Origin of the sequence: Streptomyces sp. NPDC058274, from assembly GCF_042881375.1 — a bacterium.
Taxonomy (GTDB): domain Bacteria; phylum Actinomycetota; class Actinomycetes; order Streptomycetales; family Streptomycetaceae; genus Streptomyces.
On record NZ_JBHVXW010000037.1, the window covers coordinates 1 to 13,397 of the forward strand.

The 13,397-nt window shown below is 71.7% G+C and carries 13 protein-coding genes and 1 pseudogene; 10 read left to right on the top strand and 4 right to left on the bottom strand.

Annotation, left to right across the window (positions count from 1 at the left end; genetic code table 11):
- A pseudogene (locus ACFVYF_RS37605) lies at positions 1-270 on the top strand (2-oxoglutarate ferredoxin oxidoreductase subunit alpha); the annotation flags it as partial.
- Complete coding sequence (locus tag ACFVYF_RS37610) at positions 263-1,342, top strand: 2-oxoacid:ferredoxin oxidoreductase subunit beta (RefSeq protein WP_389462553.1); 1,080 nt, start codon at positions 263-265, stop codon at positions 1,340-1,342. The pseudogene ACFVYF_RS37605 and the gene ACFVYF_RS37610, both read left to right, overlap by 8 nt.
- Before the next feature lie 36 nt (positions 1,343-1,378).
- Here the strand turns inward: ACFVYF_RS37610 and ACFVYF_RS37615 are convergent, their stop codons facing one another.
- The gene (locus ACFVYF_RS37615; RefSeq protein ID WP_389462554.1) at positions 1,379-1,795 is read right to left on the bottom strand and encodes a winged helix-turn-helix transcriptional regulator; all 417 of its coding nucleotides are present in this window, start codon (positions 1,793-1,795) and stop codon (positions 1,379-1,381) included.
- Between the two features lie 91 nt (positions 1,796-1,886).
- Here ACFVYF_RS37615 and ACFVYF_RS37620 point away from each other — a divergent pair, with 91 nt between their 5' ends.
- From ACFVYF_RS37620 to ACFVYF_RS37630, 3 genes are all read left to right on the top strand, one after another.
- Complete coding sequence (locus ACFVYF_RS37620) at positions 1,887-2,747, top strand: SDR family oxidoreductase (protein ID WP_389462555.1); 861 nt, start codon at positions 1,887-1,889, stop codon at positions 2,745-2,747.
- Between the two features lie 147 nt (positions 2,748-2,894).
- Entirely contained in the window at positions 2,895-3,920 is a 1,026-nt protein-coding gene (gene rarD / locus ACFVYF_RS37625; protein ID WP_389462556.1) for an EamA family transporter RarD, read from the top strand.
- A gap of 395 nt (positions 3,921-4,315) precedes the next feature.
- Positions 4,316-5,263: a M28 family metallopeptidase gene (locus ACFVYF_RS37630; RefSeq protein ID WP_389462557.1), complete on the top strand. Its 948-nt coding sequence runs from the start codon at positions 4,316-4,318 to the stop codon at positions 5,261-5,263.
- 79 nt (positions 5,264-5,342) lie between these two features.
- Here the strand turns inward: ACFVYF_RS37630 and ACFVYF_RS37635 are convergent, their stop codons facing one another.
- The 3 genes from ACFVYF_RS37635 to ACFVYF_RS37645 all read right to left on the bottom strand — a co-directional run bounded on the left by ACFVYF_RS37635 (position 5,343) and on the right by ACFVYF_RS37645 (position 9,861).
- Positions 5,343-6,107: a hypothetical protein gene (locus tag ACFVYF_RS37635; RefSeq protein ID WP_389462558.1), complete on the bottom strand. Its 765-nt coding sequence runs from the start codon at positions 6,105-6,107 to the stop codon at positions 5,343-5,345.
- A 2,012-nt stretch (positions 6,108-8,119) separates the two neighbouring features.
- On the bottom strand, positions 8,120-8,830 hold the full coding sequence (locus ACFVYF_RS37640) for a hypothetical protein (RefSeq protein ID WP_389462559.1): 711 nt from the start codon (positions 8,828-8,830) through the stop codon (positions 8,120-8,122).
- A 20-nt stretch (positions 8,831-8,850) separates the two neighbouring features.
- Positions 8,851-9,861: a peptidoglycan DD-metalloendopeptidase family protein gene (locus tag ACFVYF_RS37645; protein ID WP_389462560.1), complete on the bottom strand. Its 1,011-nt coding sequence runs from the start codon at positions 9,859-9,861 to the stop codon at positions 8,851-8,853.
- Positions 9,862-10,108: 247 nt separating this feature from the next.
- Between ACFVYF_RS37645 and ACFVYF_RS37650 the strand changes: the two genes are divergently transcribed.
- The 5 genes from ACFVYF_RS37650 to ACFVYF_RS37670 all read left to right on the top strand — a co-directional run.
- Entirely contained in the window at positions 10,109-10,663 is a 555-nt protein-coding gene (locus tag ACFVYF_RS37650; protein WP_389462561.1) for a DUF6668 family protein, read from the top strand.
- On the top strand, positions 10,660-10,959 hold the full coding sequence (locus ACFVYF_RS37655; protein WP_389462562.1) for a hypothetical protein: 300 nt from the start codon (positions 10,660-10,662) through the stop codon (positions 10,957-10,959). The genes ACFVYF_RS37650 and ACFVYF_RS37655 overlap by 4 nt, the downstream gene beginning before the upstream one ends.
- Positions 10,960-11,207: 248 nt before the next feature.
- On the top strand, positions 11,208-11,507 hold the full coding sequence (locus ACFVYF_RS37660; protein ID WP_389462563.1) for a hypothetical protein: 300 nt from the start codon (positions 11,208-11,210) through the stop codon (positions 11,505-11,507).
- A gap of 39 nt (positions 11,508-11,546) precedes the next feature.
- On the top strand, positions 11,547-12,332 hold the full coding sequence (locus tag ACFVYF_RS37665) for a hypothetical protein (RefSeq protein WP_389462564.1): 786 nt from the start codon (positions 11,547-11,549) through the stop codon (positions 12,330-12,332).
- Between the two features lies 1 nt (position 12,333).
- Positions 12,334-13,397 (top strand): hypothetical protein (locus ACFVYF_RS37670; protein WP_389462565.1); only part of this gene is annotated, 1,064 nt, incomplete at its 3' end.

Below are 13,397 nucleotides of genomic sequence, written 5' to 3' on the forward strand. Positions count from 1 at the left end.
CCCATCACCGCCGCCGTACGCCGGCTGCGCGCGGCCGGGGAGTCCATCGCCCAGGCCCACCTGCGCCACCTCAACCCCTTCCCACGGAATCTCGGGGCCGTGCTGGGGCGTTACGACAAGGTGGTGATCCCCGAGATGAACCTCGGTCAGCTCGCCACGCTCATCCGTGCGAAGTACCTGGTGGACGCGCACTCGTACAACCAGGTCAACGGAATGCCGTTCAAGGCAGAGCAGCTCGCCACGGCTCTCAAGGAGGCCATCGATGGCTGAGACGACCACGGAAGGCACGGGCTCGATCGAGGCGCTTTCCCTCGTGCCCAAGGCCGAGGCCAGGCAGTCCATGAAGGACTTCAAGTCCGATCAGGAAGTGCGCTGGTGCCCCGGCTGCGGTGACTACGCGATCCTCGCAGCCGTGCAGGGCTTCATGCCCGAGCTGGGTCTCGCGAAGGAGAACATCGTCTTCATCTCGGGAATCGGCTGCTCATCCCGCTTCCCGTACTACATGAACACCTACGGGATGCACTCCATCCACGGCCGCGCCCCCGCCATCGCCACCGGACTCGCCTCCTCCCGACGGGACTTGAGCGTCTGGGTCGTCACCGGCGACGGCGACGCCCTCTCCATCGGCGGCAACCACCTCATCCACGCCCTGCGCCGCAACGTCAACCTCAAGATCCTGCTCTTCAACAACCGGATCTACGGGCTGACCAAGGGCCAGTACTCACCCACCTCCGAAGTCGGCAAGATCACCAAATCGACGCCCATGGGCTCGCTCGACGCGCCCTTCAACCCGGTCTCCCTGGCCATCGGCGCCGAAGCGTCCTTCGTGGCCCGGACGGTCGACTCCGACCGCAAACACCTCACTGAGGTACTCCGCCAAGCCGCCGCCCACCCCGGCACCGCACTGGTCGAGATCTACCAGAACTGCAACATCTTCAACGACGGCGCCTTCGAAGTCCTCAAGGACAAGCAACAGGCCGAAGAAGCCGTCATCCGCCTCGAACACGGCCAACCGATCCGCTTCGGCACCGACAACACCAAGGGCGTCATCCGCGACCAACTCACCGGTGATCTGCGGGTCGTCACCGTCACGCCGGAGAACGAGTCGCAGATCGTGGTCCACGACGCCCACTCCCCCTCCCCGACCACGGCGTTCGCGCTCTCCCGCCTCGCCGACCCGGACACGCTGCACCACACGCCCATCGGCGTCTTCCGTTCCGTGGACCGGGCGGTCTACGACACGCAGATGTCCGACCAGCTGGACGCGGCCATCGAGCAGAACGGCAAGGGCGACCTGTCGGCGCTGCTTGCGGGCGGGGACACCTGGACGGTCGTCGGCTGACGGCGTCCCGCCGTACGTCCCACGAGGCCCGGACCCTCAGGTCCGGGCCTTCTCGTCTGCCTGGGCGCGGGGCCGGCGGTCCTGCGTCCGGGACCTGTCGTAGGTCTCGCGGGCTTCGATGACCGCGTCCATTCGGTGCTCGGTCCAGCCGGCCAGGGCGGCCACCTGCTCGGCGGCCTCGCGGCCCAGGCCGGTCAGCGAGTAGTCGACGCGCGGGGGGATGACGGGATGCGCGTCCCGGTGCACGAGACCGTCGCGCTCCAGGGTCTGCAGCGTCTGGGTGAGCATCTTCTCGCTGACCCGGCCGATGGCGCGGCGCAGCTCGCTGAAGCGGTACGGACGCTCCATCAGCGCGATCAGGACCAGGACGCCCCAGCGGCTGGTGACATGTTCGAGGACCAGGCGGTACGGGCACATCGCCTCGCCGTCCGCCTTCCGGTTACTTACGGCCATGCCAGTACCTTACTTCAAAGTGGGTACTTTCCAGAAGTTAGTGCAGCTCCTAAAGTGAGTGGCGAACCCACCCACAAGGAGTTGTTTCCGCATGAGCATCGTCGTCACCGGAGCCACCGGCCACCTCGGCCGTCTCGTCATCGACGGACTGCTGGAGAAGGTCCCGGCCGCCGATGTCGCGGCCGTCGTCCGCAACAAGGAGAAGGCCGCCGATCTGGCCGATCGCGGTGTCGAGCTGCGCGTGGCCGACTACAGCGCGCCCGAGACCCTCGAGGGTGTCTTCGCCGCGGGCGACAAGGTGCTGCTGATCTCCGGCAGCGAGGTCGGGCAGCGCGTGCCCCAGCACCAGGCCGTGATCGACGCCGCGCAGGGCGCGGGCGTCGCGCTGCTCGCGTACACCGGCGTCCTGGGCGGTCCGGACGCCGACTTCCTGCTGGCCGACGAGCACAAGGCGACCGAGCAGGCGATCCTCGGCTCCGGACTGCCGTACACGTTCCTGCGCAACGGCTGGTACCACGAGAACTACACCGAGAACCTCGCCCCCGTCCTGGAGCACGGCGCCGTCGTGCAGAGCGCCGGTGCGGGCCGGGTCGCCTCGGCCGCGCGCGCCGACTACGCGGCCGCCGCCGTCGCCGTACTGACCGGCGAGGGGCACGAGAACCAGGCGTACGAGCTGAGCGGCGACACCGCGTGGAGCTTCGCGGAGTACGCGGCCGAGCTGAGCGGGCAGACCGGCAGGGAGATCGCGTACAACAACGTGCCCGCCGAGGTGCTGCGGGGCATCCTCACCGGTGCCGGACTGCCCGAGTCGTTCGCAGCGCTCCTGGTCGACGTGGACGGCGCCATCGAGCGCGGGCTGCTCGCCCGTACCGACGGCGATCTGGCCCGGCTGACCGGGCGCCCGACCACGCCGCTCGCGGACGCGGTCACGGCGGCGCTCAAGACCGCCTGACCACAGCGGACGCCGGTCCCGGCGCCGGGACCGTCGGAGCACCCCCGCCTGTCATGACCGTATGGCGATACGGGCATGACAGGCGGGGGTGCTCGGCGCTACCTTCGGGGAGGCTGCACGGAAGCAGCGGAGCAACGGGAGGTGCCGGTGGCCGGGCAGTCGAAGGGCGAGCAGCGGACAGGCCTGCTGAACGGTTTCGCCGCGTACGGCATGTGGGGGCTCGTCCCCCTCTTCTGGCCGCTGCTGAAGCCCGCCGGGGCGATCGAGATCCTCGCCCACCGGATGGTGTGGTCGCTGGCCGTGGTGGGGGTCGCGCTGGTGGTGCTGCGGCGCTGGGCCTGGCTGGGTGAGCTGCTGCGGCAGCCGCGCAAACTGGCCCTGGTCACGGTCGCGGCGACGGTCATCAGCATCAACTGGGGCGTCTACATCTGGTCCGTGAACGCGGGCCACGTGGTGGAGGCCTCCCTCGGCTACTTCATCAATCCGCTGGTCACCATCGCGCTGGGCGTCCTGGTCCTCAAGGAACGGATGCGGCCGGCGCAGTGGGCCGCGGTCGGCGTCGCGTTCGCGGCGGTGATCGTGCTCACCGTCGGCTACGGGCGTCCGCCGTGGATCTCGCTCTGCCTCGCCTTCTCCTTCGGGACGTACGGCCTGGTGAAGAAGAAGGTCAACCTCGGGGGCATCGAGTCACTGGCCGCGGAGACGGCGGTCCAGTTCCTGCCGGCGCTGGCCTATCTGCTGTGGCTGGGCGCGCGCGGCGACTCGACGTTCGCCACGCAGGGCGCGGGACACGCGGCGCTGCTCGCGTCGACGGGCGTCGTGACCGCACTCCCCCTCGTCTGCTTCGGCGCGGCCGCCATCCGGGTCCCGCTCTCCACCCTGGGCCTGCTGCAGTACCTGGCCCCGGTCTTCCAGTTCCTGCTCGGCATCCTCTACTTCCACGAGGCCATGCCGCCCGAGCGCTGGGCCGGGTTCGCGCTGGTCTGGCTCGCGCTGTCGCTGCTCACCTTCGACGCGCTGCGCACGGCGCGCCGCTCGGCCCGCACGCTGCGGGCCGAGATCAACGCTCCCCGGAGCACCGTCGCCACCGGCACGGTCAGTGCCACGCGGAAGGCGGACAGCGTGGCGGCCGGGCCCGGCCCCGGCCCCGGCCCCGTGGACGCCAAGCCGTAGACCGCGGTCACCGCCGAGATGCCGGGCGCGGGGCTGGGCGGCGCCGACGGGTACGAAGGGTGCGTACGCCGGCGCCGACGGGTACGAAGGGTGCGTACGCCGGCGCCGACCGGTACGAACGGTGCGTACGCCGGCACGGCGAAGGAGCGAGGGCCCGACCAAGGGAGCCAGGGCCCGACCAGCGGACACACAGGGGCGAGAGGATCGCCGGTGGACGCAAGGGGATGAGGGGGTGACCGGTATACGAACTCCCCTGACCGAATACCGCTCTTGACGACGGGTCAGTCCCAGCTTCACCATCCAGGCACCCCATTCACTGTGGAGTCCCTCGGATGCCGCCATGAACCACTCATGGGCACGCCGGGGGATCCCTATGGAATCCGGAGCCCCCCACCATGAAGCTCTCCATTCCTGGGCGCGCCAAGGCGACCGCTGTCGCCGCGGTCGCCACGCTGCTCGTCGGCGGATCCATAGCCGGGGCGGCCCCCGCCCCCGTGGCAGCGGCCGCCGCGCCCGACCTCCCCGTGGCCAACGTCAAGGCCCACCTCGCCCAGTTCCAGTCCATCGCCACCGCCAACGGCGGCAACCGCGCGCACGGCCGCACGGGCTACAAGGCCTCACTCGACTACGTCAAGGCCAAGCTGGACGCGGCCGGATTCACCACCACCGTCCAGCAGTTCACGTCCAGTGGCCGCACCGGTTACAACCTGATCGCCGACTGGCCCGGCGGCGACACCGGCAAGGTCGTCATGGCCGGCTCCCACCTCGACAGCGTGACGGCGGGCCCCGGCATCAACGACAACGGCTCCGGTTCCGCGGCGGTCCTGGAGACCGCGCTCGCCGTGTCCCGCGCCGGCTACAAGCCCACGAAGCACCTCCGGTTCGCCTGGTGGGGCGCGGAGGAACTGGGCATGGTGGGATCGCGCTACTACGTCAACAGTCTCGCCACCACCGACCGTTCGCGGATCAGCGGCTATCTGAACTTCGACATGATCGGCTCGCCGAACCCCGGCTACTTCGTCTACGACGACGACCCGGCCATCGAGAAGACCTTCAAGACCTACTTCACGGGGATCGGTGTCCCCACGGAGATCGAGACCGAGGGCGACGGCCGCTCCGACCACGCGCCCTTCAAGAGCGCGGGCATCCCCGTCGGCGGTCTGTTCAGCGGCGCGGACTACATCAAGACGACCGCGCAGGCGGCCAAGTGGGGCGGTACGGCGGGCAAGGCGTTCGACGCCTGCTACCACTCCGCCTGCGACAAGTCGACGAACATCGACGACACGGCACTCGACCGGAACGGGGACGCGTTGGCGTACGCCGTCTGGGAGCTGTCGGCCTAGAGCCGCCTGACCTGCCACTGAGCGTGGAACGCGGCCGTGGTCCGGGGCATGCCCGGCCCGCGGCCGCGTTCCGTCGGGGTCACCGGCCTTCGGCGTGCGAGTCCCGGTTGTACGGGTTGTCGGCGAGGACGCGGGCGCGTTCGGCGAGGCGTCCCATACGGTTGCGGGCGCTGTCGAGCTGCTCCAGGTCGTCGTTGGCCGGGCCGCCGTCCGCCGTGAGCTCGGTCCATACGCCGATCAGGTCGCGCCCGAGGTGCAGCCCCTGCAAGGGGTCACGGACGGCACGCCAGGCCGCGGCGGCACTCTGTACGTTGCCGTACGCGGCACCCGGGTCCCCCTGCCGGCGCCGCAGCCGGGCGAGGTCGAGGGACAGATGGAACGACCTGAGCGCGTCACCGGCCAAGTAGGCGATGTACGCGGTCAGTTCGCGTAGTTTCAGCACCTCCGGGTGCTCCTGGCCCCAGGACGCCGACGCCTCCGCGACGGCCACCTCCGCCATGCCGGCGGCCTCCTCGATGCGGCCCTGCTTCACCGCCTCGTTGATCCGCGCCATGGACGCCGCGAGCCGGGAGGTCCCCGTGGCGCCCGCCTCCGCCACCGGTGCCAGCACCGCCTCGGCCACCGCGTCGAAGCCCCGTGCGGGGGTGGGCTTCGGCTCGGGCTCGGGCTCCAGGACCGGAAGCGACGGCTCGGGCCGCCTGGCCGGCCGCCGGGGAGTCGTCGTGGCCCCGGGGACGGGGGCCACCGCCGTTCCAGGAGCCGGCTTGGCGTTCCACTCCGGCGCCGGCGCGGGCTCCGCCTCCGTCTCCGCGTCCACCATCGGAATGAGCCCGGAAGAGGGCACGGCCTTCCACTCCGAGCCCGAGGAGGGCGCGGATGCCCGCGCGGGCAGCGGGGCGCGAGCCGGTAGGGGCTGGGGTTCGGGGGCGGAGACCGGCCCGAACTCACCTGTGGGTGCGGTGACGGTACCGGGAGCCGGGGTCGCTGCTTCGGCCGCCGACGGCTCCGACACATCAACCAGAACCGAAGTGACCGGACCGAACTCACCCTTCGGCGACGCGACCGCACCGGACACCGGGACCGACGCCTCCCGAACCACCTCGGACGCCGCCGACTCCGGCTCCGACACATCAACCGGAACCGAAGTGACCGGACCGAACTCACCCTTCGGCGACGCGACCGTCCCGGACGCCGGGGCCGACGCCTCCGGAACCATGTCGGACGGCGGCTCGGTGGCGGCTGGCTTCGCCGATGCGGGGAGGCCCGGCAACGTCTGCGCGAGACCGGGCGTGGTGGTCACCGGCCGGACGGCACCCGCCGCTGACTCCGGAACCGCCCGCAGGACGAACGTGGCGACGGTGCCGCCGACCGGCACCGACCCCTCCTTCTCGGCCGGCGCCGAATCCGGCTCCGACGCGGGCGCGGCCGCCGACGTCGGTTCCGGTACAGCTCGCAGGGGGAACGTCGGGGCGCTGGTCCCGCTCGCGGGCGGGACCGGCGTGGGCTGGTCAGCGCCGTCCGCCGCCGGGGCAACCGGCCGGTGCGGAACGGCCGTTGTGCCCGAAGCGGGAGTCTCCGGCGCGGATGGCGCGGATGGCGCGGGCGGCGCGGGCGGCACGGGCGGCGCACCCGCTGCCGCGAGGTCCGGGGCGGGCGCGGTCGGTGCCGGAGCCGGTACCTGGACGTCGTCCCCTGCGGGCGCGGTCGGTGTCGGATCCGGTACCTGGACGTCGTCCGCTGCGGGCGCGGTCGGTGTCGGATCCGGTACCGCGCGCAGCACGTGGGTCGACTTGTCACGGCGTGGGGCCGGCGCCGGCGCCGCGTCACTGGGCGCGGACGCGACGGCCGGTGCGGGCGGAGTGCTCGGTGGCAACGGCGGCAGAGGAGGAACGACGCCCGGCGCCCGCACGACGTCCGGCCCGGCACCGGGCGCGTGCCCATGCGCGGGCGCGGACCCGGCACCCGGCCCGTCCCCATGCGCGGGCGCGGGTGCAGGAACAGGCGCAGGAGCGGGGTCAGGAGCAGGCACAGGAGCGGGCGCAGGCACAGGAGCAGGTCCGGCACCCGCAGGTCCGGCACCCGCGGATCCGGCACCCGCAGACCCGGTACTCGCAGACCCCTGACTCGCCGCAGGCGTGACCCCCGGCGCAGCACCCACCCCAGGCGTGACCCCCGCCGCAGGTGGCGTGGCAGTCGACGCCTCCGCCGGGGGCACCGGCCCCGGGCTCAGGGGCTGTCGGCCGGCCGACGGCGCGTCCTGCGTCGCGGCGCCCACCGGTGGGCTCAAACGGACCGGCGTGCCCGCGTACTCGCTGGAGCCGTCGACGTACACCTGGAGGGGGACGGTGTAGCCGATGGTCTCGTCGTTGATCGTGGCGAGGACGGGGTGGCCGGTGGCCAGGGCGATGCGGTGGAGGTAGTTCAGGACGGCGTCCTGGATCGCCTCCCCGGGCCCCGCGACGACCGGCATCCCGCCGACCGTGGCCCCGGAAGCACCCGTTCCTGCCCCGGCCACATGCCCGGCAGCGCCCGGCCCCCCGCCGGCCAAGCCCCCGGAAGCCCCGGGGCCAAACCCAATCAAGCCCCCAGAGCCACCGGAACCCGCACCGGCCAAGCCCCCAGAGCCACCCGGCCCCGTACCGGCCAGGCCACCAGAGCCACCGGAACCCGCGCCGGCCAAGGCTCCCGCTCCCGCGTCCGCCCCCGCGCCACCGGCCGAAGCCGGCACATGGACGTCGATCGGGGTCACCCCGGACCCCGCCCCCGCCCCCGCGGCCGCGGCCCGTGCCGAAGCCGCCTGCTGCTCCCGCTTGAGTTCCCGCTTCTGTTCGCGGCTGAGTCGAGACATCCGTTCCCTCACTCGGGTCGGTCAGTGGAGGAGGACAGGGCGGAAAGGGCGGCGGGGGACGAGGAGGAAGCCGGCGCGGACGGCGGGACCGCTGCCTCCACCGACGTCACCTCCGCCACACGCCACGCCTTGCCCGTACCCGGACGCACCAGTTTCAAAAAGACGTCGGCCCGCGGGCCGGTGCCCGTCCAGCCGTCGCGGCCGTGGGCGGTGCCCTCGACGAAGAGGGCGCGGTAGGCCAGCGTGCGGGTGTCGGAGGGCGCGTCGCCGTCGTCGTCCGCCGTCAGCGCGACGGTAGTCCACGCCTGGTGGTCCGCCCAGGTGTTCCAGTCGTTGCCGGCTCCGGCCGCGGGGCGGTACGCACGCTCGGCGGCGGCCTTCTTGGCCGTGCACCAGCGCACGGAGCGCAGCATCGCGTCGTGCGGACCGGTGTCGTACTTCGTGTCGTAGCTGTAGGCCGTCTCGGCCCAGGCACGGGAGACCTCGGTCGCGTCGGCCCGGTCCACCGCCGACGGGCTGGGCACCCGCGCGTCCGCGCCGAGCGGCTTGCCGGACGGCAGCGGTGCCTTCGGCGCGACCGAGGGATCGGCGGAAGCGGACGGGCCCGCCGCGCCCACCTGTCGATGGTCCTGCAGTCCGCACCCCGTCAGCACGGCGACTGCGGCCGTGACGGCCACGGCCGTCGGCGCGAGCGTCCCTACCTTCGTACGCCTGGGCATCGGTCCCTCCCTCCTCACCCTCACTTCAGCCCCAACCAGGGCGCCGGATCCACGTACTTGCCGTTCTGCATGACCTCGAAGTGCGCGTGCGGGCCGGTCGAGTAACCGGTGGACCCCACCTCGCCCACCTGCTGGCCGACGGTCACCTTCTGACCGACATGGACGCTGATGGCGGACATGTGGTTGTAGGTGGTCGAGATCTCGTCGCCGCCGATGGTGCCGTGCGAGATCACCACGCGGTTGCCGTATCCGTTGGCCCAGCCCGCCGAAGTGACCGTACCGTCCCGGGCCGCCCGGAACGGCGTACCGGCCGGGGCACCGAAATCGGTGCCGGTGTGCAGCTTGTAGACGTGCAGGATCGGATGCATGCGCATGCCGTACGGCGAGGTGACGGGCGGGTTGCCGCCGATCGGCATCGCCATCCGCTGTCCCGGCGGGAGTGTTCCGGGCCGGTCGTCCACCGACTCGTACTTGGCGATCAGTGACTTGATGCGGGCCACGTAGTTGCGGGTCTCGGTGTACGGCGGCATGCCGCCGTACTGGTGGACCGCTCCCGGCCCCGCGTTGTACGCCGCGAGCGCGAGGTCGAGGGTCTCACCGGTCGCCTCGCCCCGGCTCTTGTACCCCTCGACCTGCCGGGCGAGCGCACAGTCGTAACGGCCCTGCGCCATGATCGCGTCTCCGGGGTCGTACGGCGATATCCGGCCGTTGCCGTCGTCGTCCTGCCCCCAGGTCTGCCAGGTGCCGGGCATGAACTGGGACAACCCCTCGGCGCCGACCGGGGATTGAGCATTCGGGTTCCATCCGGACTCGGCCTCGATCTGCGCGGCGATGACGGCCGGCTTGATGACCTCGCAGAGGGCACCCGCCTTGAGGACCCAGGGCACGTACTGCTGCGGCACGGTGCCGTCCTTCAGTCCGCCTCCCCCGCCCGACGGTGTGGCCGCCTCGCTCGGCGAGCCGCTCACCGCGACCATCATCACGACCGGCATGATCACCGCGGCCAGACAGCCGCCGACCACCCAGGTCATGGTGCTTCCGCCCCCGTTGGACATCGGCTCCCCCCCAGCCTCAAGATCCGTACGGATACGTGTACTTCGTGTTCCGGTCACGTATCCGCCTCAAGATCGCCTCGCGTCGGCGCAGTTGAGTCTCCCGGCTCACACCCGTGTCCTGGGTCACCGTGGCGTCACAGGCTCGTCCCAGGAACTCACGCCCCGTTACCGGCTCCGTCCGGGCGCCGGGAAGATCGAGGCACGACGACGGAGGAGAGTGGCGATGCAGGGGATCGCGGGGCAGGGGCCACGAGGGCCCGAGGTGTGGATACGCGGTCCGGTCGCCGGACCGGAACCGCAGCAACAACCGCCGCAGCCGGCTCAGGGCGCCGTCACCGCACGGCGGTTCGCCTGGGTGGCCACGCACGGCGGCGCGGGGGCCAGCACGCTCGCCGCCGTCTTCGGCGGGCACGACGCGGGCCGCGACTGGCCCCGCCCGGAACGGGGCGACCCGGGTTCGGTGCTCCTGGTGGGCCGTACGCACGCGGCCGGTCTGGAGGCCGTCTCACACACCCTCGACATCTTCCGGCGGGGTGACGCGCCGCCGGGACTCGACCTCGACGCCATCGTCCTGGTCGCGGACGCGCCGGGGCGGCTGCCGCGTCAACTCGCCCAGCGGATCAAGGTGATCGGCTCGGTGATCGACGTCTATCTGGTGCCGTGGGTGCCCGCGTGGCGCGTCGGCGAGCTCGACGGACCGCCGCCGCGCGAGTGCGACCAACTGGCCCGGCTGACCGGGGCGTCGGCCCCGTCGACCGGAAGAAGGGGTTCCCGATGAGTCTGCTGCACACGGTGCACACCGCGCTGGACACGCCGCTCGCCGCGGGACCCGGCATCACCGACGGGCCGAGCGGTGCCGTCACCGGCCCGCTCAACGAGATCCTCGGCTGGCTCGCCTGGCTGGTCAGCTGTGCCGGGGTGGCGGGGCTGCTGATCGTGGGGTCGCGGATGGCGCTCGCCGTGAAGACCGGTGACGGCGAGGAGCACCTGAGCCAGTTCCTGATGGTGATGGGCGCGTGCGTGATCGGCGCGACGGCGGGACCGATCGTCTCCTTCGTCATGCCCTGGCTCTGATCGCGTTTCGTTGTCATGCCCTGGCTCTGACGCTGTTCCGACGTGACGAGATCTTCCCGTCTGTCACGGACACGTCACCGACAGGTGCTGGATCACTACAACGCTTGGCCGGAACCCGTTCCGGTCGTCAAGCTCACATCGCTACCGGGAACTCGGGCGCCACACCGGCCCCACTCCCAATCGCCCATGGCAGCAAGTGAGTTGTCGGCGTGCCGGCCGACCGAAGACACACCAAAACGGGGAGAGCCATGTTCAACGCAATCGCGGCCAAGGCCCATGACTACGTCCTGCTGGCGGACGGCACGGTCCCTGACCCCAACCGGAACGCGCCGGGCCAGCTGACCGCCAAGGTCGACACGGTCCTCGGCATCCTCGCCTGGGCCGGCACCGCGGCGGGCGTCGCCGGGGTGCTGATCACCGGCGCGATGATGGCGATCTCCATGCGCCGCGGCGAGGGATCGGAGCACATGGGCCGGCTCGGCATGGTCCTCGGCGGCTGTGTCCTGGTCGCCACCGCGGGCCCGGTCGTGACCTTCGTCTTCGCCTGATCCAGTCCCAGCGACCGAGCGAGCGAAGAGGAGCGCACCATGCTGAACTCCGGCCGGTCCCGAGGGAGCAGCGGAGAGTGGGAGCAGCCGTTCTGGCATCAGCGGGGCTGGATCGTGTCGGCCGGGTTCGTGCTGGTCCTGCTTGTCATCGCGGGCTTCGCCCTGGTGGGCGGCGATGACGACGGACCGTCCGGCGCGGCCTCCGGGACCGCCCCCTCGCCCTCCGCCGCATCCGGCGACGGGAAGGGCGGCGGCGACGGCAGGAAGGGGGGCTCGGCGGGGCGGCCGGCCGGCTGCCGTACCGACGACAGCGACCAGGCGAAGCCCACCAAGGCCCCCAAGGACTTCACCTGGAAGGCCGACGGCACCGGTCTGGTGCCGGTGTCACGGACCGCAGGACCGCGGACGTACGACGGTCCCGTCTGGTCGTGCTTCGCGCACACCCCGATGGGCGCCGTCCTCGCGGCCCACGCCATCACCGACCACCTGAGTTATCCGGGCTGGCGGGAGGTGGTCGAGCGGCAGGTGGTGCCGGGCGCGGGCCGGGACGCGCTGGTCGCGAGCCGCTCGCGGCAGGAGGACAAGCCGACCTCGGGCAAGCCGGACGCCGGCGGTTACGCCGGGTTCTCGGTGCTGTCGTACGACAAGAAGGCGGTGACGCTGATGTTCCTGCTGCGCGGGCCGAACACCAGCTACGCCACCACGTCGGTCACCGTGAGGTGGCACGACGGCGACTGGAAGCTGGCGCCGGATCCGGACGGCACGATCTACGCCGGCATGGCGAAGGTCACCGGCACCGACGGCTTCGTCGCCTGGGAGGCCTGACATGTCGTGCACCTGGAAGGTCTACGACTGTGTCGGCGAGGGTCTGAAGTGGGGCCTCGGCGAGACCGGTGAGGCCCTGGCGAACGGCGCGGTCGAGACCTTCGCCAAGGCGATCGGCGAGGCCGCGTCCCAGGTCCTCAAGGCGCTCAACGGCGTGTGGATGAACGTCGAGGCGAACGACGCCGAGACGCCCATGAACAGGATCGTCAACGAGCTCAACTGGCTCGTCGGCTATGTGGCCGTGGCCTCGCTGCTCTTCGCCGCGATCCGCATGGCCGTCGACCGCAAGGGCCAGTCCATGCGCCAGGCGTTCAACGGCATGTGGAAGGTCCTGCTCGTCGGCGGGATCGGCGTCGCGGTCGTCACCAAACTCACCGCCGCGTCGGACGCGTACGCCCAGGAGGTGTACGCGAAGTCCGACCTCGGCGAGACGGCGGACACGATCCTCGGCGTGATGACGCTTCAGTACCCGGGTCTCGTCCTCATCTTCGGTCTGCTGGTGATGCTGTCGAGCTTCGTGCAGATCTGCCTGATGTACATCCGCATCGGGGTCCTGATCACGCTCGTCGGCACGCTGCCGCTGGCCGCCGTCTCCTCGATGACGGGGTGGGGCGAGGGCTGGTGGAAGAAGCACATCGGCTGGCTCACGGCCTGGCTGCTCTACAAACCGGCGGCAGCGCTGATCATCTACGCGGCGACGACGATGACCCGGAGCACCAAGGGGGACGGGGTGAACGGCAGCGCCGACCTCAACACCACCATCGCGGGCATGGGCATGCTGATCCTGTCGGTCTTCGCGCTGCCCGCCCTGCTCAAGCTGATCGTGCCGGCCACCGCCGCGCTGGGCTCCACCTCCGGCGGCACGGTCACCCTCAACGCCGTCAACAACGTGGCCAGTGGCGCCGTCAGCATCGCCGCGGGTGGTGCCGGTGGCGGCGGCAGTTCGGCCGGTCCGCAGGGCTCGCCGTCCTCGGGCGCCGGGACCTCGGCGGGCGGCGGCGCGGGGGGCGCCGGTGGCGGAGCCGGTGCGGGCGGCGCGGGCGCGGCGGGCGGTGCCGCCGCGGG

What these genes read in the sequence shown, in the direction of transcription:
- ACFVYF_RS37610 (WP_389462553.1), top strand. Translation starts at nt 263, where the DNA reads ATGGCTGAGACGACCACGGAAGGCACGGGCTCGATCGAGGCGCTTTCC.
- ACFVYF_RS37615 (WP_389462554.1), bottom strand. Translation starts at nt 1,795, where the DNA reads ATGGCCGTAAGTAACCGGAAGGCGGACGGCGAGGCGATGTGCCCGTAC.
- ACFVYF_RS37620 (WP_389462555.1), top strand. Translation starts at nt 1,887, where the DNA reads ATGAGCATCGTCGTCACCGGAGCCACCGGCCACCTCGGCCGTCTCGTC.
- ACFVYF_RS37630 (WP_389462557.1), top strand. Translation starts at nt 4,316, where the DNA reads ATGAAGCTCTCCATTCCTGGGCGCGCCAAGGCGACCGCTGTCGCCGCG.
- ACFVYF_RS37640 (WP_389462559.1), bottom strand. Translation starts at nt 8,830, where the DNA reads ATGCCCAGGCGTACGAAGGTAGGGACGCTCGCGCCGACGGCCGTGGCC.
- ACFVYF_RS37645 (WP_389462560.1), bottom strand. Translation starts at nt 9,861, where the DNA reads ATGACCTGGGTGGTCGGCGGCTGTCTGGCCGCGGTGATCATGCCGGTC.
- ACFVYF_RS37650 (WP_389462561.1), top strand. Translation starts at nt 10,109, where the DNA reads ATGCAGGGGATCGCGGGGCAGGGGCCACGAGGGCCCGAGGTGTGGATA.
- ACFVYF_RS37655 (WP_389462562.1), top strand. Translation starts at nt 10,660, where the DNA reads ATGAGTCTGCTGCACACGGTGCACACCGCGCTGGACACGCCGCTCGCC.
- ACFVYF_RS37660 (WP_389462563.1), top strand. Translation starts at nt 11,208, where the DNA reads ATGTTCAACGCAATCGCGGCCAAGGCCCATGACTACGTCCTGCTGGCG.
- ACFVYF_RS37665 (WP_389462564.1), top strand. Translation starts at nt 11,547, where the DNA reads ATGCTGAACTCCGGCCGGTCCCGAGGGAGCAGCGGAGAGTGGGAGCAG.